The organism is Sorangium sp. So ce375 (assembly GCF_051473855.1).
Taxonomy (GTDB): Bacteria; Myxococcota_A; Polyangia; order Polyangiales; family Polyangiaceae; genus Sorangium.
Window position 1 is genome coordinate 8,037,348 of record NZ_CP150335.1, and the last position, 18,344, is coordinate 8,055,691.

General features: G+C 70.0%; 17 protein-coding genes. 12 read left to right on the forward strand and 5 right to left on the reverse strand.

The window, feature by feature from the left end; translation table 11 throughout:
* Window positions 1-5: 5 nt before the first annotated feature.
* Together WME90_RS29610 and WME90_RS29615 are read left to right on the forward strand one after the other, a co-directional pair.
* Window positions 6-1,352, forward strand: coding sequence for a tetratricopeptide repeat protein (locus WME90_RS29610; protein WP_437275376.1), 1,347 nt, complete (start codon window positions 6-8; stop codon window positions 1,350-1,352).
* A gap of 1 nt (window position 1,353) precedes the next feature.
* A complete protein-coding gene (locus WME90_RS29615) occupies window positions 1,354-3,165 on the forward strand; it encodes a hypothetical protein (RefSeq protein WP_437275377.1) in 1,812 nt (603 codons plus the stop codon).
* A gap of 167 nt (window positions 3,166-3,332) precedes the next feature.
* On the opposite strand, the gene WME90_RS29620 is transcribed toward WME90_RS29615, so the two are convergent.
* Window positions 3,333-3,851: a hypothetical protein gene (locus WME90_RS29620; protein WP_437275378.1), complete on the reverse strand. Its 519-nt coding sequence runs from the start codon at window positions 3,849-3,851 to the stop codon at window positions 3,333-3,335.
* Window positions 3,852-4,342: 491 nt separating this feature from the next.
* Window positions 4,343-5,122, reverse strand: coding sequence for a hypothetical protein (locus WME90_RS29625; protein WP_437275379.1), 780 nt, complete (start codon window positions 5,120-5,122; stop codon window positions 4,343-4,345).
* 657 nt (window positions 5,123-5,779) lie between these two features.
* On the opposite strand from WME90_RS29625, the gene urtA reads away from it, so the two are divergent.
* The 8 genes from urtA (at window position 5,780) to WME90_RS29665 (ending at window position 13,545) form a co-directional block, all read left to right on the forward strand.
* Window positions 5,780-7,084, forward strand: a complete 1,305-nt coding sequence (gene urtA, locus WME90_RS29630) for an urea ABC transporter substrate-binding protein (protein WP_437275380.1) — start codon at window positions 5,780-5,782, stop codon at window positions 7,082-7,084.
* 133 nt (window positions 7,085-7,217) lie between these two features.
* A complete protein-coding gene (gene urtB, locus WME90_RS29635) occupies window positions 7,218-8,114 on the forward strand; it encodes an urea ABC transporter permease subunit UrtB (protein WP_437275381.1) in 897 nt (298 codons plus the stop codon).
* A 14-nt stretch (window positions 8,115-8,128) separates the two neighbouring features.
* The gene (gene urtC, locus WME90_RS29640; protein WP_437275382.1) at window positions 8,129-9,262 is read left to right on the forward strand and encodes an urea ABC transporter permease subunit UrtC; all 1,134 of its coding nucleotides are present in this window, start codon (window positions 8,129-8,131) and stop codon (window positions 9,260-9,262) included.
* A 54-nt stretch (window positions 9,263-9,316) separates the two neighbouring features.
* Window positions 9,317-10,144 (forward strand): urea ABC transporter ATP-binding protein UrtD, encoded by an 828-nt coding sequence (gene urtD, locus WME90_RS29645; RefSeq protein ID WP_437275383.1) that lies wholly within the window; start codon window positions 9,317-9,319, stop codon window positions 10,142-10,144.
* A 5-nt stretch (window positions 10,145-10,149) separates the two neighbouring features.
* The gene (urtE, locus tag WME90_RS29650) at window positions 10,150-10,851 is read left to right on the forward strand and encodes an urea ABC transporter ATP-binding subunit UrtE (RefSeq protein ID WP_437275384.1); all 702 of its coding nucleotides are present in this window, start codon (window positions 10,150-10,152) and stop codon (window positions 10,849-10,851) included.
* Between the two features lie 247 nt (window positions 10,852-11,098).
* A complete protein-coding gene (locus WME90_RS29655; RefSeq protein ID WP_437275385.1) occupies window positions 11,099-11,353 on the forward strand; it encodes a PEP-utilizing enzyme in 255 nt (84 codons plus the stop codon).
* Window positions 11,354-12,124: 771 nt separating this feature from the next.
* Complete coding sequence (locus tag WME90_RS29660; RefSeq protein WP_437275386.1) at window positions 12,125-12,544, forward strand: hypothetical protein; 420 nt, start codon at window positions 12,125-12,127, stop codon at window positions 12,542-12,544.
* A gap of 602 nt (window positions 12,545-13,146) precedes the next feature.
* Window positions 13,147-13,545, forward strand: a complete 399-nt coding sequence (locus WME90_RS29665; protein WP_437275387.1) for a hypothetical protein — start codon at window positions 13,147-13,149, stop codon at window positions 13,543-13,545.
* A gap of 83 nt (window positions 13,546-13,628) precedes the next feature.
* Here WME90_RS29665 and WME90_RS29670 read toward each other — a convergent pair whose 3' ends face one another.
* On the reverse strand, window positions 13,629-14,618 hold the full coding sequence (locus WME90_RS29670) for a hypothetical protein (RefSeq protein ID WP_437275388.1): 990 nt from the start codon (window positions 14,616-14,618) through the stop codon (window positions 13,629-13,631).
* A gap of 335 nt (window positions 14,619-14,953) precedes the next feature.
* Between WME90_RS29670 and WME90_RS29675 the strand changes: the two genes are divergently transcribed.
* Window positions 14,954-16,372, forward strand: a complete 1,419-nt coding sequence (locus WME90_RS29675) for a formylglycine-generating enzyme family protein (RefSeq protein WP_437275389.1) — start codon at window positions 14,954-14,956, stop codon at window positions 16,370-16,372.
* Between the two features lie 158 nt (window positions 16,373-16,530).
* On the opposite strand, the gene WME90_RS29680 is transcribed toward WME90_RS29675, so the two are convergent.
* Both WME90_RS29680 and WME90_RS29685 read right to left on the reverse strand, forming a co-directional pair.
* Complete coding sequence (locus WME90_RS29680) at window positions 16,531-16,974, reverse strand: DUF4351 domain-containing protein (protein WP_437275390.1); 444 nt, start codon at window positions 16,972-16,974, stop codon at window positions 16,531-16,533.
* Window positions 16,975-16,987: 13 nt separating this feature from the next.
* Window positions 16,988-17,335: a hypothetical protein gene (locus tag WME90_RS29685; RefSeq protein ID WP_437275391.1), complete on the reverse strand. Its 348-nt coding sequence runs from the start codon at window positions 17,333-17,335 to the stop codon at window positions 16,988-16,990.
* Window positions 17,336-17,456: 121 nt separating this feature from the next.
* Between WME90_RS29685 and WME90_RS29690 the strand changes: the two genes are divergently transcribed.
* The gene (locus WME90_RS29690; protein WP_437275392.1) at window positions 17,457-18,326 is read left to right on the forward strand and encodes a formylglycine-generating enzyme family protein; all 870 of its coding nucleotides are present in this window, start codon (window positions 17,457-17,459) and stop codon (window positions 18,324-18,326) included.
* Window positions 18,327-18,344: the final 18 nt, after the last annotated feature.

The window sequence follows — 18,344 nt, forward strand, 5'->3', positions numbered from 1 at the left end:
TCGCCATGCGCCGAGGAGCCCTGCCGAAGAACCGCCTCCGGTTGCGCCCCCGCGGGCTCGTTTGGGCCCTGGCGGCCCTGTCGCTGTCCCTCACGCCGGCGAGCGGCAAGGCCGGCGAGCCGAGCCCGAGACGACCCGACACGGCACAGGCGAGCCCCACGCTGGCCCAGCCCAACCTCGGACAACCCAACCTGGGACAGCCCAAGCCCAACCTGGGACAGCCCAAGCCCAACCTGGGACAGCCCAAGCCCAACCCGGGACAGCCCAAGCCCAACCTGGGACAGCCCAACCTGGGACAGCCCAAGCCCAACCTGGGACAGCCCAACCTGGGACAGCCCAAGCCCAACCCGGCACAGGCCAAACCCAACCCGGGACAGCCCAGCCCGGCACAGCCCGGCGGATACAAGGATCAGGTGCTCGCGCTCTATCAGATCGCGACGCACCTGCTCGCGGCGGGCCGCATCGCCGAGGCGTGTGCCGCGCTCGAGCAGGGCCGGAGGCTCGACCCGACGGCCATCAACCTCCTCCTGCGGCTCGGCGAGTGCCTCACGCGCGCGGGCGAGACCGCTAGCGCATGGAACGTCTTCAGCGAGACCGAGGCCGTCGCGAAGAGCGCGGGCGACCCCCGCGCCGCGCGCGCCGCCGCGCTCGCGGCGGCGCTGGAGCCGCGGCTCTCGCGGCTGGCGATCGCCGTGCCCCCCGGATGCGCGGCGCCGGGCCTGGAGATCCGCCGCGACGGCGTGCTGCTCCTGCCCTCCCAGTGGGGGCAGGCGCTCCCGGTCGATCCGGGGACGCACACGATCGAGGCGCAGGCGCCCGGCAGGAAACGCTGGTCCGTCGTGAGCGCCGTCCCGCCCGACGGCGCGGGCGTCGTCATCGACGTGCCCCTCCTGGAGCGGGAGCCGCCCCCGCGCGCGCTCGCCCCCGCGCCGAAGCGCCCCAGGAGGCAGACGCCTCCCCCCCTGTCGATCGCCGGCCGCGACGACGGAGCCGGCCCAGGGGGTGTCCAGCGCGTGATCGGGTTCGCGACCGGCGGGGCTGGCCTCGTCGGGATCGGCCTTGGCGTCCTGTTCGGCGCCGAGGCGCTCACCCGCAGGAACGCCTCGAACCGGGGCCACTGCGACGCGCGGAACCGCTGCGACGCCACCGGCGTCGCGCTGCGCGAGGACGCTCAGACGGCCGGCACCGCCTCGACGATCGCGTTCTCGACCGGCGCCGCCGCGCTGCTCGCGGCCGGCGTGCTCCTCTGGACCGCCCCGCCCAGCGCCGCCGGCCAGCCCTCGCGCCGCGCCACGGCAGCGGCGGCCGCCGGCCCCGGGGCGTTCTCCCTCGTCGTGGGCGGGAGCTACTGACGTGGGCGCGCGCGGTCCGATCGGGCTCGGCCTGCGGTTCGCCCTCGTGGCGCTCGGCTGCGCCGGATGCAACACGCTGCTCGGGATCGACGACGGCATCCTCGACGAGGATCGCTGCGAGCCGCTCTCGGTCACCGCCTGCTACAGCGGACCGCCGGAGACCGAGGGGGTCGGCGCCTGCCAGACCGGCCTCATGCGGTGCAATGCCGCCGGCGACGGCTACGGCCCCTGCCAGGGCGAGGTGACGCCCGCGCCGGAGCGCTGCGGCAACGCGGCCGACGACGACTGCGACGGCGCGATCGACGAGGCGGACGGCGACGGCGGCCGACCAGAGGACCCTGCCGACAGCGGCGGCGCCGTCTGCGCCTGCGCTCCCGACACCGTCGAACCGTGCCCGTACGGCGGGCCTCCGGGCACCGTGGGCGTCGGCGTGTGCAGCGCCGGCTGGCGGACGTGCGGGAGCGACGGCCGGTGGGGCGCCTGCGCCGGCGAGATCACGCCTCGGATCGAGGACTGCGCGACGCCGGCCGACGAGGACTGCAACGGAGGATGGGACTGCGGCGCCGTGCTCCCCGGCGGACCGCTCGGCGGGCTCCTCGGCGGCGCAGGCCGGGAGAGGGCGACGGCGCTCGCGGCGGGCCCCGAGGGCTCCGCGATCTTGGGGGGCGAGTTCGAGGGCACCCTCGACCTCGGCGCCGGGCCGCTCGCGACCGTCGCCGAGCAGGACATCTTCGTGGCGCGGCTCGAACCGGACGGCACCGTGAAATGGACGACGCCTCGGCTCATCGACGAGGGGCGAGGCTCGCTTCAGGCGCTCGCGGTGGATCGCCACGGCGGGGTCGCGATCACGGGCGAGCTCGTGGGGGTGATGAGCGCCGTGGGGCTCCCCGAGAACGCGCCGGTGGGGTTCGTGATCAAGCTGGACGCCGAGGGCGTGCCGCGCTGGGGGAAGAAGGTCCCCGGTAGGCCGCAGGACATTGCGATCTCGGCAGCAGGCGAGATCGTGGTCGTGTCGACGCAGATGGAGCCCAGCGGGACCGACGTGGCGGTGACCCGGTTCAGCGCGGCGGGCGATCCGCTCGAGGGGTGGGAGTTCGGCGGCACGGGAATCCAGGAGCCGACGGGCGTGGCGGTGGACCCGCGCGGGGATGTGCTCATCACGGGGACCTTCCACGACGAGCTCCAGCTCGGCCCGTCCGCGCCCCGGCTCTCGTCCCCGGAGAACAACGGCGACGTGTTCCTGGCCAAGTTCGACGAGGGCGGCCGGATCATCGGGTCGATGACCTTCGGCGACGGCCGCCGGCAGCAGGGGGGCGACGTCGAGATCGGGCCGGCCGGCGAGATCGCGCTGAGCGGGACGTTCGAGGGGCTGCTCGGGTTGGACGACAGCATGCCGCCCTCGGAGGGGATGTCGGCGTTCGTGATCGAGCTCGGGCCCGCGCGAGAGCACCGCTTCAGCCTGGCCTACCCGGCGGAGCTGCCGCCGCGCGTCGCGATCGAGGCGGACGGCGGGCTCGTCCTGACGGGCGACGTCGATGGCCCGACCGATCTCGGCGGGGGGCCGCTCGTCGGCGCCGGCAGCCGCGACGTCGTCGTGGCGAGGTTCGACGCCGGAGGGCGCCACGTATGGAGCAAGCGGCTCGGCCCGGGCGCGGGGAGCAGCGGCGGGAGGCGGTCCGCCGCCGGGATCGCGACCTTCGCGGACCGCGGCAACGTCCTGCTCGCCGGGACCGTGGAGGGCAGCGTGAACCTCGACGGCGCCACGGCGCAATCGACCGCGGCCGACATCCTGCTGGTCCGGATGGCGCACTAGCTCCGCCCGCGCGAGGCCCGGCAAGGGTCTCTGGCGCGCGGCACGACCGCGGTACGCGCCGGGCGGCGGGCTGCGCCGCTCACGCGAGCACAAGAGAAAACAGGACAGGCGTGCTGCGAGAGCTCGCCTGTCCTGTCCGGTTGGATGGGCCTCTGAGCCCGAGCCGATTACTCGCAGTCGTTGCCGCAGGTCATGAGCGCCTTGCAGTCGTCGGCCTCCGCACAGGCCGCCTCCGCCGCGAGGAAGCACTCATCCGCCGCCTGGGCCATGCAGATATCGCAGGCGGAGTTGTCGACGGCCACGTTGACCCCCCCGTCCACGCAGACATCGCTTGTGGCGTCGTCGGTGTCGCAGTCGGCCGCGCACGGAGCGTCCTCCACACAACCACAGTACCAGGCTTGCAGCTTGCTTAGCGCCTCCGCCTCGTCGGGGTGCTCGGTAGAACAGCACTCAAAGCACGCGTCGCCGGTCTCCTCGGCGCACACGTTGGCCCCGCCGGTGCCGCCGCCGCCATCGCCGCCGCCTTCACCCCCTGATCCGCCCTCGCCCGTGGTGGCCGACGACGTGGTCGTGCCCGAGGCGCCCGAGCCGCCGTCGCCGCTCGTATCGCCCTCGCCGCTCGTGACCGTACAGGCCGCCATCAACCCCACGCTGCTCAAGATCGCTGCGAAACCAAAAGCTTTCATGAATCCACCTCCAGACGAGTAGGGTCGCGCAGCTCGGCCTGTAGCTCGAAGCTCGTAAAGACATCGAGCGACGTCGCCGGGCGACGCTTCCTGTGCACTTCAGCGCCGCCGTCGGCGCCGGGCGCTGTTCCTACACCAGAATTTTACGTGATGGTATCTGCTTCGTGCCTACAGCTGCGCCTCCGCGCGGTGAGCGGTTGCGCAGGAGCGCGCATGCATCTGCACAATGTGCGTGCAACCACCAGGAGAGATCGGCTGTCAGCAGTTTTCTGCAGCAGAAGCAGACCCTAGCACAAGGCAGGTGCTGGAGATCAAGCGGCTCCGCGCGGATAACCTGCTCCAGGGGAACGCGATGGGCACACGGACGACCTCAACAGCAGAGGTGAGATAGGAGGTGCCGGACCGATCTCATCAATGGCTCGTCGCCCTCCGAGCGAGCGAGATCTCGATGGAACGGCGAGCTCTCGGCCCCTTTGCACACGTATGCGACGCTACGAGCCCCCGGTGGCGCGCCGCATGGCGCAGTCGAGATCGCAGACGGCGCTCGCCGGCGCGCCGCCCTGGCTCTTCGGCTGCGGCGCGGCGCCCCCGGCTGCCGCTCCGCCGCCCGCCGCGGCGCGCTTCGCCGTCGCCTTGCCTCCGGCCGCCGGAGCGGCGGCAGGCGCCTTCGCCCCGCGCTCGCGCGCCTTGTCGCCCTTCTTCTTGGCCGGAGGCGCCTCGGCGGGCACGGCCGCGGCCTTCGCCTCCACCTTCGGCAGGTGCGTCAGCGCCGCGCTCGCCGCGAGCCGCACGCCGGGCTGCGCGGCGGCCTGGAGCGTCTCGCGCGGGGCGCCGAGCCACACCGCGCTCGCGACCACGGCCGCCCCGAGGACGCCCGCGATACCGTATCGGATGCCCGCCGCCCGCCGCGCGCGCGGCGGGCGCAGGTCGATCGGGACCTCGGAGGGCACGGGCGTGAGATCGGGTGGCCTGAACGCCGGCAGCGCGGAATCGGAAGGCGCGCCGAACGGGAAGAGATCCAGGTAGCTGGCGCGCTGTTCGTCACCGGCGGAGAGGCCGTGGATATCCACCGTCCCGGAGCCCCTCGCGCCGTGTTCGGCCCGTGTGCTGCCCCCTTTGGTGTCCGCGGCCGCCTCCACCGCGAGCAGCGCGCTCAGGGAGATCACCACCGAGTTCTCGTCCCGCGGCCCGGCCGCGGCGCCGTCCGGCGCCGCACCGCCGCTCGTGGACCGACCATCCGTCTCGCCAGGCAAGTGATTCGTGCTTCCCATACACTCCACCCCGTCTGCCCTCCGTGTCGACCGAGCACAGGGCGCAGACAGCATCTCCAAGTGTACTTCCCATTTGCCGCTCTTGATACAAGTTTTTTACTACACTGGAGAGCGCACCTCCTCGCCACCCTCGCCACCGCGCCGGAGCGCTCAGCGCTCGTGCGCGCAGCGGCCAGAGCTCCCCACACCGTATCGGCTCAAGCGACATCGGGCGTGACGGCCAGGTACGAGGTGGCGCGAGCGCGCCCAACGCGCCGCGCGCGGCGCACCGCGCCCGACCCGGACCGGACCCGTAAGCCGAGCGGGAACGACGATGCCGCGCGAGCGCGCGACTCGCGTTGTGGTCGGATTGTGGTCGGAATTCCAAATGGTCTGCGGAAAACGCGCCCATTCTCCGGGCCGGGCGACATTTCACGTCGACGAAACCTCGGCGAAACATGGCACTCGGCATAAGGCCTTTCACCACGACATCGTGTGGCTGGCCCTTGTCCGGAGGCCGCGCTCTGCTGCGCAGGGCGGCCTGCCGGTATGTCCAGCCGGGAGTCTCTAGTTGCCGGCTCCCGAACTCACAACGGCTCTTGTGCAGTCGGATCGCCGCGCCGCGTCGATGCAGGTCATTGGACGCGCCCCCGGCACCCCAAGGAGGATGCGTTGAATATGTTCACGTCTGGGATGGGCGTTGAGGATCGGCCGGCGGCGGGCTCCTTTCGGCGTCGAGCGCTCTGCGTCGCGGCGGCGGCCCTCGCTGGCGCGGCCCTGCTCTCTGCCTGCGGCAAGGCGAACGAGGAGGCTCCTGCGCCGGGGACGACACCCGCGGCGCCCGCCGCCTCGGACGGCGCCTCCATCAAGGTCGGCGTGCTCCACTCGCTGAGCGGCACGATGTCGATCAGCGAGGTGGCCGTGAAGGACGCGACGCTCCTCGCCATCGAGGAGATCAACAAGGCGGGCGGCGTGCTCGGCAAGCAGCTCGTGCCCGTTGTCGAGGACGGCGCCAGCGACTGGCCCACGTTCAACGAGAAGGCCAGGAAGCTCGTGCAGCAGGACGCCGTGGCGGTCGTGTTCGGCGGCTGGACCAGCGCCAGCCGCAAGGCGATGCTGCCCTCGTTCGAGGAGCTGAACGGCCTGCTCTTCTACCCCGTCCAGTACGAGGGCCTGGAGCAGTCGCCGAACATCTTCTACACCGGGGCCGAGCCGAGCCAGCAGATCGTCCCCGCGGTCGACTACCTGCTCGAGAAGGGCAAGAAGCGCATTTATCTCCTCGGCTCCGACTACGTCTTTCCGCGCACGGCCAACAAGATCATCAAGGCCCAGCTCGCCGCGAAGGGCGGTGAGCTCGCCGGAGAAGAGTACCTGCCGCTCGGCGGCACCGAGGTCAGCACGATCATCAGCAAGATCGGCGCGGCCAAGCCGGACGCGATCTTCAACACGCTGAACGGCGACAGCAACGTGGCGTTCTTCAAGCAGTTCAAGGACGCCGGCTACACCGCCGACAAGCTGCCGGTCCTCTCGGTGAGCGTCGCCGAGGAGGAGGTGCGCGGCATCGGCGCCGACAACATCGCTGGACACCTCGTCTCGTGGAACTACTACCAGACCACGGAGACCCCCGAGAACAAGAAGTTCGTCGAGGCGTACAAGGCCAAATACGGCCCCACGCGCGTCACGGACGACCCCATCGAGGCGGGCTACTTCGGGGTCTATCTGTGGAAGCTGGCCGTCGAGAAGGCGAAGTCGACCGAGGTCGCCAAGGTGAAGGAGGCCGTGACGGCCGGAGGCATCGAGTACGCCGCGCCCGAGGGCCTTGTCCGGCTCGACGGGAAGAACCAGCACACCTGGAAGACGGTCCGTATCGGCGCGGTCCGGAAGGACGGCCTCATCGACGAGGTGTGGAGCACCGGCAAGCCGATCCAGCCGGATCCGTACCTGAGCGCGTTCCCCTGGGCGAAGGAGCTGGCCGCGAAGTAGCCGGGCGCGAGCCTGAAGCCTGAAGCCCGGACCACCGATCCGCGGAGGGCGCGGGGGCTCGTCACGAGCCCTCGGCGCCTCCGCGGCTCGAACCTCTCTGTGCGCGGCGTCTCGATCGGTTGGGTGCTCTAGAATGAACGAAGTTCTCCTCCACGCCTTCAACGGCCTGAGCCTGGGCTCGATCCTCCTGCTCATCTCGATGGGCCTCGCGTTCTCCTTCGGGCTCATGAACGTGATCAACATGGCCCACGGCGAGTTCATCATGGCGGGCGCCTACACGACGTACGTCGTCGGGCAGCACGTCGCGCCGCTCGTCGGGGGGACGGAGGCCGGGCTCTGGTTCCTGCTCGCGCTGCCGGCCTCGTTCCTCGTGGCCGGCCTGCTCGGGCTCCTGCTCGAGCTCTCGATCGTCCGCTTCCTCTACGGCAGGCCGCTCGACACGCTGCTGGCCACGTGGGGAGTCGGGCTCGTGCTGCAGCAGGCGGCGCGGAGCCTGTTCGGCGCGTCCAACGTGCAGGTCTCGAGCCCGTCGTGGCTGAGCGGAGGCGTGGCGCTCTCGGGCGGGGTGCAGCTGCCGTACAAGCGGGTCTTCCTCATCGCGCTCGTGATCGCGTGCATCGCCGCCGTCTACACGTACCTGCACCGCTCCGCGGGCGGGAGGCGGCTGCGGGCGGTCATGCAGAACCGCGAGATGGCCTCGTGCCTCGGCGTCCGCGCGCGCCGGGTCGACGCCGCGACGTTCGCGCTCGGCGCCGGCCTCGCCGGGATCGCGGGGTGCGCGCTGACGCAGCTCGGCTCGATCGGGCCGTCGCTCGGGACGAACTACATCGTCGACGCCTTCATGGTGGTCATCCTCGGGGGCCTCGGGAGGCTGCCCGGCACGGTGGTGGCGGCGCTCGTGATCGGCGTCGCGAACACGCTCCTCGAGCTCTCGACGACGGCGTCGCTCGGCAAGGCGCTCGTGTTCGCGCTGGTGATCGCCTTCTTGCAGTGGCGTCCGACAGGCCTGCTCGCCCTGCGCACACGATAGGAGAGGACACGGACATGGACGCTCGAGACTCCGCCCTTCGCAATTTCGTCTGGACCTGGGGAGCGCCGCTCGCCGTGGCGTTGCCGCTCCTCGTCGCGCCGCTCGTGCTCTCCGACTTCCGCCTGAACCTGCTCGGCAAGTTCCTTACGTACGCCATCGTCGCCCTGGGGCTCGATCTCATCTGGGGCTACGGCGGGATGCTGAGCCTCGGGCAGGGGCTCTTCTTCGGCCTCGGCGGCTATGCCATGGCGATGTACCTGAAGCTGGAGACGTCCGGCTCGCGCCTGCCCGATTTCATGAGCTGGAGCGGCCTCGAGGCGCTGCCGATCTTCTGGGAGCCGTTCCGCTCGCCGGTCGTGGCCCTCTGCGCCGTCGTCCTCCTGCCGATGGCGATCGCGTCCGCGGTGGGTTATCTCGTCTTCCGTAGCCGCGTCCAGGGGGTGTATTTCTCGCTGATCACGCAGGGGCTGACGCTTATCGCGTCGATCCTCTTCATCGGCCAGCAGGCGATCACGGGCGGCACGAACGGGATCACGAACCTGAAGACGATCTTCGGCTTCGCGCGGGGCGGAGCCGGGACGCAGACGGTGCTCTATTTCGTGACGCTCTTCTGCCTCGGCGCGCTCTATCTCCTGTGCCGGCGGCTCACCCAGTCGCGCTTCGGGCGCCTGCTCGTCGCGATGCGGGACGACGAGAACCGGGTGCGCTTCCTCGGCTACAACCCGGTCACGCTGAAGACGCTTGTGTTCGCGCTGTCGGCGGGCATGGCGGGCATCGCGGGCGCGCTGTTCGTCTGCCAGGTCGGCCTCATCTCGCCCTCCTCGATGGGCGTGATCCCGTCGGTCGAGATGGTGACCTGGGTGGCAGTCGGCGGGCGCGGCACGTTGATCGGCGCGGTCGTCGGGGCGATCCTGGTCAGCCTGGGCAAGAGCGCTCTGAGCGAGTCGTACCCCGAGGTGTGGCAGCTCGGCTTTGGCGCGCTCTTCGCGGCGTCGGTCATGCTGCTCCCGACGGGCGTCACCGGCTTCCTGCGGCGGCACGTCGCGAAGCTCTCGCGCCGCGACGCGGGCGGCGCGGCGGGGCCGGCGGGCGGGGGTGAGGTCGACGCGGCGGCGAGCTCCGAGGCCCCGGCGACGACCGGGCGTTGAGAGGGAGTGGAGATGAACGGAAACGAGCGCGGAGACGGACAGGGGAGCAGCGCGATGAGCCGCGGTAACATCGTCGAGGTCCAGCGGGTGACGGTGAGCTTCGACGGCTTCAAGGTGCTGGACGAGCTCGAGTTCTCCATCGAGCGCGGGGAGCTCCGGTTCCTGATCGGGCCGAACGGCGCGGGGAAGACGACGCTGCTCGACATCCTGACCGGCAAGACGAAGCCGTCGAGCGGGCGTGTCGTGTTCCACGGAGGTGGGGAGTCCGGACAGGAGGCCGTGGAGGTGAATCGCCTCCCGGAGCACGCCCTGGTGCGGCTCGGGATCGGGCGGAAGTTCCAGACGCCGGCGGTGTTCGGGAGCCTCACGGTGCTCGAGAACCTGGAGGCGGCGATGGGCTTCCGCGAGAGCGCGCCGGGGCTGCTCCGCGGGCTGTCTGCGCAGCAAGAGAGGGAGATCGCCGAGACGCTCGATCGCGTCGGGCTCCGGCGGCGCGCGGACGCGCGGGCCGCGGTGCTCGCGCACGGGGAGCGGCAATGGCTGGAGATCGGCATGCTGCTCGTGCAGCAGCCGAAGCTGCTCCTGCTCGACGAGCCGGTGGCGGGGATGACACGGCGCGAGCGCGATCGCACCGGGGAGCTCGTCCAGGAGATCGCGAAGCAGCGTTCGGTGCTGGTGGTGGAGCACGACATGGAGTTCGTGCGGCGCTATGCGAGCACGGTGACGGTCCTGCACGCCGGCAGGAGGCTGTGCGAGGGGCCGGTCGAGGAGGTCCAGGGCAACGCGGAGGTGATCGAGGTCTACCTCGGGAGGGCGCACGACGCGGGGCGCGCGCGGAGCGGGGTCAAAGCGGGGGCAGAGGCTCAGGCGGAGGAGCGGTAGCGAGCATGCTGGTGATCGAGGATCTCGCGGTCTACTACGAGGAGAGCTGCATCCTGTCGCAGGTCAGCCTGGACGTCGCGCCCGGCCGGGTGTCGTGCCTGCTGGGCCGCAACGGGGTCGGCAAGACGACGCTGCTCAAGGCGATCATGGGCGTGCTGAAGCCGCGGCACGGGAAGGTGGCGCTCGACGGGGTGGATCTCACCACGCGATCGCCAAGCGACAGGGCACGCGCGGGGATCGGGTATGTGCCGCAGGGGCGAGGGATTTTTCCCTACCTGACGGTGCGAGAGAACCTGCTCATGGGCTTCGAGGCGAAGAGCGATCCGACGCCTAGCCCGGCGGCGCTGGAAGAGATGATGGTGATGTTCCCCATCCTCAAGAAGTTTCAGGCGCGGGCGGCAGGCACGCTGAGCGGCGGGCAGCAACAGCAGCTCTCGCTCGCGCGCGTGCTGCTGAGGAAGCCGAAGCTGCTCTTGCTCGACGAGCCGACGGAGGGCATCCAGCCGTCGATCATGCAGGAGATCGGGGAAGTGATAAAGGGGCTCGGGAAGAAGGGCGACATGGCGATCCTCCTCGTCGAGCAGTTCCTCGATTTCGCGCTGTCGACGGCGAGCGAGTACTTCATCATGGATAACGGGGGGATCGCGCGGCGCGGGAGCGTGGCCGAGTTCAACGACGAGATCGCAAGGGAGTTCCTGGCCGTGTGAGGGCGCCTCCACGGGGCGCCCGGCCCCGGGGAGAGGCAGCTCGCGGCGCGGCGCTGCGCGGGCGCCCGGCCGAGCTCGCCTGAGCCGTCCTGTTCAGGCGCGCTGCGCACGTCGGATACAGGACGCGGAGGGACACCGCGCCTTCATGAGCCAGCAGGGGCGCCGCGAGCTCCTCGGCCAGCCGGCCCCCGCAGGCGGAGCTCGACAAGCACCTCGAGATGCGGCGCGCCCACCCATCAGGTGGTCGATGCCAGAGGGCACCACCAGCCCAGCTCGAGCGGCGGCGAGGGACGGCGCCCTCTCCCACGCCGCCATCGTCGCACGCGAATCGGAGAGCCACGCGATCATCGGCGCGTCCGGCGCGAGGCAGGCCACCGTCGATGGCCGGGAGATCCTCATGGACCGGAAGGAGGGAGTGGCAACGCTCTCGTCGACGAGCGATACGCGCGCAGCCGCGAGCCGCTCGGCGCACGCGCTTCGCCCCGCATCGCTCCCATGTTGAACCTGATCCTCTGCGTCCTCGACGTTTCATTCCACGACGGACGGCACCACCGTCGACGCGGAGAGGGAGGTTCCGTTCAGCCACACCGGCCCCATACTGTTCGCAGCATATGACGACCGTCGTTGGACAAAACGAAACAGTGGGAACGGTGTGTACACCCCGGCAGCGTTCTGCCCTGAGCGCCACGACGGGTCAATGCGTTGCGCCCCGAACGGCACCAAATACGTACGTCTACACGGCAAGATGCGTCTGGGATTAGCCGTACCCGTCGCCTCTGCAGCGTTTATCACGGCGGCGCGCCGAACGAGCCAGAGAGCGCGGCGCCTCGGCGCGGCGGCGCCGCGCTCCGCGGAGCACCTCGGGTGAACGATGGAGCGCGCGATAGCCCTCATGCTTCGCAAGCGCCGTATGACGATCTCAGCCGGCGCGCTCTCCTCCTGCACAATATCTCTGCGCGCCCGCGCTCGAGCCCCCGCCACGATCACCCCTTGTGTAACGACGCCCCTCGCCGCGTCCGTCGGGCGTTCGCAGGTCAGCAAGCCCATCTTCGCTCGCTGTGGGCGCTCGGACAGCGCCGCGCCGACGCGCGCGCTCGGCTGGAGCGCTGGTGTCATCACGGATCCATGGAATGGCTTTTGGTCGACGCCGGGGCAAACACACAAACAAGGCATGCGCACCGTGCACAGACAGAGCCGGGCACGCCACATGCTCATACCCGAGACAAGATGTTCCTGGGCCAGGTGGCCATCACAGGACATCGCAGGAGGCAACATGAGCTCGATTCATTACGGCACGTCGTTTTTGATGTTGGTCGCGGCCGCGATGGTGGGATGTGCGGCCGAGTCGGCGGACATGACCGATGGCGACATGGATGCGGACATCGAGAGCGTCGAATCGAGCGACGCGGCGCTCGAGGCAACGGATCTCACCGAGGCCGGGATGCCGGGCGCCCCCGACCCGTCCGCTGCGGTCGGGCCGCAGGGCGCCGGCCTGGGCACGCCCCCTCAGGTAGGCCTTGGCGTGGGCACGCAGTTCGGTTCGCAGTGTCCATTGCAGAAGAAGTGTGCACCGCCGTCGAAGTACTGCCCGCCGCCGTCCAAGTTCTGTCCGCCGCCGTCCAAGTTCTGCCAGACGCAGTATCCGCCTGCGCCCCCGCAGTACCCGTCGCCTCCCCAGTACCCGCAGAGGTAGGCCGCGACAGCGAACGGTAGCAGCCCATGGAGTCGCATCGCCACCGGTGACGCCGGCGGGGCGACGCGGCTCCACGGCGCCCCTCGACGGCGAGAGGGCTGTACCTAGGCCAACGCGCCTGCGCGGCAGGATCGCATCGAGCAACGACCGCCCGTCACTCCCCCGGGCGGCGCCGTTCCTTGCGATCCAGCGGCAGCCGTTTGCGACAAGCGGAGCGCGGCCCCACGCCGCAACGCATTCCCTGCGCAGCAGCGCCTCTTCAGATCATGGCCGCGACCCACGAAGCAAGGATTGTCCGCGCTTCCCGACCACCTTGGCCCGCCAGGTTCTCCGCGCTTGATCGCCAGAGCGCGCCCGTGACTCCCAGAGCCAGGCAAGTCGACACCAATCACCGCCCTCTCGTCTCGACGAAGAACGAAGTGGCTCGCGAATTCCTGGACGAGAAGCATCGTTGACGTGGACGGTACTCGGCTGCAGGAATCCCGTGTGGTCGCTGGATGCACCGTGAGGTCGGATCACGGCTGGACGGGGATGCGCATTCACCAGGCCAACCTCACGCGGCTCTCCGCGTGACCTCACAGGCACAAGGAAGGGGGCAAGTCATGATGAATTTCACGAGGATCCTGGCCTTTTGCGCGCTGGCAGCGGGGGCCTGCCTCGCCGCGCCGCAGGCGCACGCGCAACCGTCTCGGACTGTGCGGAGTGATTTCGTCCCGCGGCTCGGCGCCAGCGTCTCCAGCTACTCTGATCCCATCACCTTCGTCAGCGGCGTCATCATCAACTGGGTCGATCCGAGCAGTCCGCTGCGAAGAATGTACTCCGACTACTTTGGATGGTTCTACGCGGATCCTGGAGATATCATCACCTCGGCGAACGGCGTCGCGATCAGGGACGCAGCGCAGCTCAACTGGATCGTCGACAATGTTACCGGCAGGATGTCGATAACCGTCAGAGACGTGAAGAGCGGTAGAACCCTCAGCGGCTGGGTGACCTTCCGTTAGCCGGGGTGCGGCACGCCGAGCAAGCGGCGAGGATGCGGATCGACCAGACGGCCCGCAGCATCCCGCCGTGACCGTCCCTCCACCTACACCAGCGCTTCCTCTGCGCTGGCAGCGGTCACGGCCTGCTCGATCCATCGGTACAACGTGGCCAGGTCGGCGCAGCGGTCGATCTGCGCCTCCAGCGCGGCGCTGAGCGCGAGCCCGCGCCGCACCAGCACCGTGCGCAGCGCGGCGCGCGCCGTCGTCAGCTGACCTTGCTGCTGACCCTTCTCGATCCCCTTCTCGATCCCCTTTTCGATCCCCTTTTCGATCCCCTTCTCGATACCCCTCTCGATCCCCTTCTCGATGCCCTCCTGGATGAGCTCCTCCTTCACCTCGGGGCTGTCCGCGAGCAAGGTGCGCAAGATCCCCTGCCTGCGCGCCTCGATCTCTGGATCATCGGAGCGCGCGAACCGACGCTTCAGCTCTTCCTGGGTCCACGGTGACATCGGCATGTACTGTAGCATAGCGAGCACCCATTCCACCTCCCGCCGCGGCGCGACCCACCGGGCGAATTCGTCCAGAGCGCGCCCTGAGCGCGCCACCAGGAAAGGTACGAGCTCGTCCCGGAGCGGCAGCTCGTTGGCCGCGATCCACAGAAACTGAAACGGCGATGGGCCGACGCGGTAACAGCCGGGGGCGAACCGCTCCAGCAGCCGCACGCCGTACAGCCACGACGGCAGGTGGGGAGCGACGACCCAGAGCGGCTCCTCGCCCATCCAAGGCGGCTCGCGCTCCTCGACCCGCTCGACCTCGCGCGCCTGCCGGCGCAAGAGCGCCCGCTTGACTTCCCGCACGTCGACGTGGTCACCGGGCATTTTCAGCTCCATGAGCAGCTCTTGATGTACCCGAGCCTCAGGCCATGGCGCGGCCAGGGGAGCCAGCCCATCAGGCCGCAGCACCCGCAGGAAGCCGTCAGCCTGCACCCGATCGAGGCGAACCTCGGGCGCATCTTGCCATGCGGCAGCACCGCCCGTGACCCGCGCCGCCTCCTCGGCGAAGGTCTGCTTCGCGAACCGGTCCAGCTGTCCCACGCCGCCCTGATATCAACGCTGGGGCATGAACGCACTTGAAATAACCGCCTTGATTGGCAGAAATAGAGACATCATTTGGGCAGATCGCACGTAATTGCACGATCCTGGGTCCTCCGCTGATCGAACGGCACGAGACGCGGGCTGGAGACCGGGGTGCTTGGCATTATCCGGCCGGAGCTCGGCAGGCTTAACGAGGACGGCGCTGCGCGGAGCGCCGGGGCCGCGCGACGGTAGCCGCGCCATGGCATCTCCGCGCGCCGCGGGGACCGCAATCGGCTCGCGCAGCATGGCGCGCCGCGGTGGACAGCGGCTGCGGGGCGGCAGTAAGAGAAGATATGGCGAAGAGGAAGCGCGCGAGCTGGCTGTGGGCGGCGTGGGCTTTCACGGCGGGCGGGTGTGCGACGCTGGCAGGGCTAGAGGACAGCTATTACGTGCTGGGGGGCGGCAGCGGCGGGAGCGGGACCGGAGGCTATGCCGGCGCCGGAGGGCAGGCTGGCGGCGGGAGCGGGACCGGAGGCTATGCCGGCGCCGGAGGGCAGGCTGGCGGCGGGAGCGGGACCGGAGGTGATGCCGGCGCCGGAGGGCAGGCTGGCGGCGGGAGCGGGACCGGAGGTGATGCCGGCGCCGGAGGGCAGGCTGGTTACGGGCCGGGAGGCGGCCCGGGTACGGGAGGGAGCGGGGGAGCTGGAGGCGGAGAGGAGTGTACGCCCGGCGGGAAAGAGTGCGACGGTCAGACGTGCGTGGAGGGGAAGTGCACCGGGCAGTGCGGCCCGGAGGACGTGCGCTGCTGGGACAACCGGCCGCAGCGGTGCGATGAGCGCGGGGCGTGGGAGGACGCCGAGCCGTGTCGTGCGGCAGCGCCCGTGTGCAGTCGAGGGACATGCGTGACACCGCCGAGCTGTGTCGGACTGGCCGAGACGTGCGGGCCGGGTACGGATGAGAGCTGCTGCGCGACCGCGGACGCGGTGCCTGGGGGCACGTTCAACCGGGGCAACGAGCGAGCGTATCCAGCTACAGTGAACGGGTTCCTGCTCGATCGGTTCGAGGTGACGGTAGGGAGGTTCCGTAGGTTCGTAAAGGCGTATCCCGACAGCAAGCCGGCGGCGGGCGCGGGGGCGCACTCGGAGGTCGACGGGAGCGGGTGGAAGGCAGCTTGGGCGAGCAACCTGCCGGCGGACGCCGACGCGCTGAAGACCGCGGTGAAGTGCGACACCGACCACCAGACGTGGAGGGACACGGACGAAGGTACCGAGCATCTGCCGATGAACTGCCTGAGCTGGTACGAGGCGTTCGCGTTCTGCGCGTGGGACGGTGGCCGACTGGCGACGGAGGCGGAGTGGAACTACGCGGCAGCGGGAGGAAGCGAGCAGCGGGAGTATCCTTGGTCGAATCCGGCGAGCCCGACCACCATCGATGACAGTTATGCGGTGTATGACTGCACAGGGGATGGGTCCGCGTCCGGCGAGTGTACGTTCAGCGATATCCAGGTCGTCGGGTCGCGATCGCGGAAGGGAGATGGGAGGTGGGGACAAGCCGACCTGGCCGGGAACCTGTGGGAGTGGGTTCTGGACTGGTACGCAGAATACCCCGACGAGTGCATCGACTGCGCCAACATAGCCGCTATCTCGCCTCGGGTGATCCGGGGCGGGGGCTTCCGCAGCGATGCGTATGCCCAGCGCTCATCCACTCGCAGCGGCGAAGCCCCGGCTCTCCGTTTCCACAACGTCGGTGCCCGGTGCGTGAGGACACCATAAATTCACGGCACCACGATTGATGAACGAAGCACTTCCCTCGCGGCGCCACGCCCGTCGAGGGCACGAAGAACGCCGACGGCGCTCGCCGCGGGCTCCCCTGTGCCGCGCCGGCGCGCCGGCAGCATCGCGCTGTCAGGCGAAATCCCCAGCAGCGCCCCTCAGCTCGGCTCGTCGAGCACTTCGGCGAGGGTCTTCGCGCTGAGCACCCGCTCGGCCCACTGCTCGATCGCTGCGATCTCGGCCCCCTCGACTCTGGCGATGGCGGCTTCCGGCAGCTCGCCGAAACGAGCGCGCAGCAGCCGCAGCAGCACGGCACGCTCTCCCTCTCGGCGCCCCTGGTCACGCCCCAGCGCGACGTACTTCTTGGCGAACTCGCTCTGGTACTCGTAGCCCTTCATCATCGCCTCCAGGGCCCTCCGGGCCGCCTCGTTCAGGGAATTTAGCACGAGATCGCCGTAAAATCTGGCCGTCTCCTCGTCGAGCTCCCGGATCGCGGGCAGCACGGCGGCGGCGATCCTCGCCCCCTGCTCGCCGCCGCCGTGCGCCATGGCGGAGAGCACCGCCAGCTCGGGCCGGCGGGCGGCTTCGGCGGGGTCCGTCACGATCGGAACCGCCTCACGCCCCAGCACCGGCGGACGCAGGACGAAGCCGGGGGATGCCGGTCTCGATCGGCGCTGCGCACCACGCGGCGACGTCGGGGTCGGGAGCGACGACGAGAAGGCCCACCTGGCATCGGTGAGCGGCGCGCGCTCCCATCGTGTACTCCGGCCAGGTGAGGCGCTTGCGGGGGGCGATGTCGAGCTGGACCTCGACGATGAGCACCCAGACCGGGGTGTCGCCGTCGAGCAGCAGAACAACGAGGTCGGCGCGGTACTCTGCAGGCTGGATCTCCGTCAGATCGATCGAGGTGAGGCGCGCCCCGGTGTATGGCGGGAGCGGGGACGTGCGCTGCTCGGAGGACAATCGCCCGCAGCGGTGCGGAGAGCGCGGGGCGTGGGAGGACGCGGAGCCGTGTGGTGCGGCAGCGCCCGTGTGCAGCGGAGGAACGTGCGTCACGCCGCGGAGCTGTGTCGGACTGGCCGAGATGTGCGGCCCTGACAGCAACGAGAGCTGCTGCGCGACGGGGGAGGCGGTGCCCGGAGGCACCTTCAACCGGAGCAACGACGCAGCGTACCCGGCGACGGTGAGCGGGTTCTTGCTGGATCGGTTCGAGGTGACGGTGGGTCGTTTCCGGAAGTTCGTGGAGGCGTATCCCGGGAGCAAGCCGGCAGCGGAAGCGGGGACGCACCCGCTGATTGAGGGCAGCGGGTGGAATGAGGCGTGGAACAGCAACCTGCCCGTCGACGCAGCAGCGCTGAAGACTGCGCTGAAGTGCGACTCACGCTACCAGACGTGGACGGATGCAGCCGGTGATCACGAGCGCCTTCCGGTGAACTGCCTAAGCTGGTACGTGGCGTTCGCGTTCTGCGCGTGGGACGGGGGGCGGCTGGCGACCGAGGCGGAGTGGAACTACGCGGCAGCGGGAGGGGACGAGCAGCGGCCATATCCCTGGTCGGAATCGGCTAGGAATGACATCATCGATACGGATCACGCGGTGTATAACTGCGCCGCTGACGGGTCTGGATCGGACTCGTGCGCGTTCAGCGACATCCACGCCGTCGGGTCGAGGTCACAGGAGGGCGATGGGAAGTGGGGGCAGGCGGACCTGGCCGGGAACATGTGGGAATGGGTCCTGGACTGGTACGCGAGTCCGTACCCAGCCGGCATTTGCAATAATTGCGCCAACACCACCTCCACCTCGACCCGCGTGGTCCGCGGCGGGAGCTTTCACTACGCAGCGTCGAGCCTGCTCTCGTCCGCCCGCAACCTCGAGACGGAGGGTGCTGGCGGGATCGATGAGCCTCATGGCGGCGCTCCCCAGCGGCGACGGTTCACGGGCCTCCTGCATTCTTGACGCCGCCCGCCCGCGGCG

What these genes read in the sequence shown, in the direction of transcription:
- WME90_RS29625 (WP_437275379.1), bottom strand. Translation starts at nt 5,122, where the DNA reads ATGGGAAGCACGAATCACTTGCCTGGCGAGACGGATGGTCGGTCCACG.
- urtB (WP_437275381.1), top strand. Translation starts at nt 7,218, where the DNA reads ATGAACGAAGTTCTCCTCCACGCCTTCAACGGCCTGAGCCTGGGCTCG.
- WME90_RS29610 (WP_437275376.1), top strand. Translation starts at nt 6, where the DNA reads ATGCGCCGAGGAGCCCTGCCGAAGAACCGCCTCCGGTTGCGCCCCCGC.
- WME90_RS29690 (WP_437275392.1), top strand. Translation starts at nt 17,457, where the DNA reads ATGTGCGGCCCTGACAGCAACGAGAGCTGCTGCGCGACGGGGGAGGCG.
- urtA (WP_437275380.1), top strand. Translation starts at nt 5,780, where the DNA reads ATGTTCACGTCTGGGATGGGCGTTGAGGATCGGCCGGCGGCGGGCTCC.
- WME90_RS29675 (WP_437275389.1), top strand. Translation starts at nt 14,954, where the DNA reads ATGGCGAAGAGGAAGCGCGCGAGCTGGCTGTGGGCGGCGTGGGCTTTC.
- urtD (WP_437275383.1), top strand. Translation starts at nt 9,317, where the DNA reads ATGAGCCGCGGTAACATCGTCGAGGTCCAGCGGGTGACGGTGAGCTTC.
- urtC (WP_437275382.1), top strand. Translation starts at nt 8,129, where the DNA reads ATGGACGCTCGAGACTCCGCCCTTCGCAATTTCGTCTGGACCTGGGGA.
- WME90_RS29665 (WP_437275387.1), top strand. Translation starts at nt 13,147, where the DNA reads ATGATGAATTTCACGAGGATCCTGGCCTTTTGCGCGCTGGCAGCGGGG.
- WME90_RS29620 (WP_437275378.1), bottom strand. Translation starts at nt 3,851, where the DNA reads ATGAAAGCTTTTGGTTTCGCAGCGATCTTGAGCAGCGTGGGGTTGATG.
- WME90_RS29660 (WP_437275386.1), top strand. Translation starts at nt 12,125, where the DNA reads ATGAGCTCGATTCATTACGGCACGTCGTTTTTGATGTTGGTCGCGGCC.
- urtE (WP_437275384.1), top strand. Translation starts at nt 10,150, where the DNA reads ATGCTGGTGATCGAGGATCTCGCGGTCTACTACGAGGAGAGCTGCATC.
- WME90_RS29655 (WP_437275385.1), top strand. Translation starts at nt 11,099, where the DNA reads ATGCCAGAGGGCACCACCAGCCCAGCTCGAGCGGCGGCGAGGGACGGC.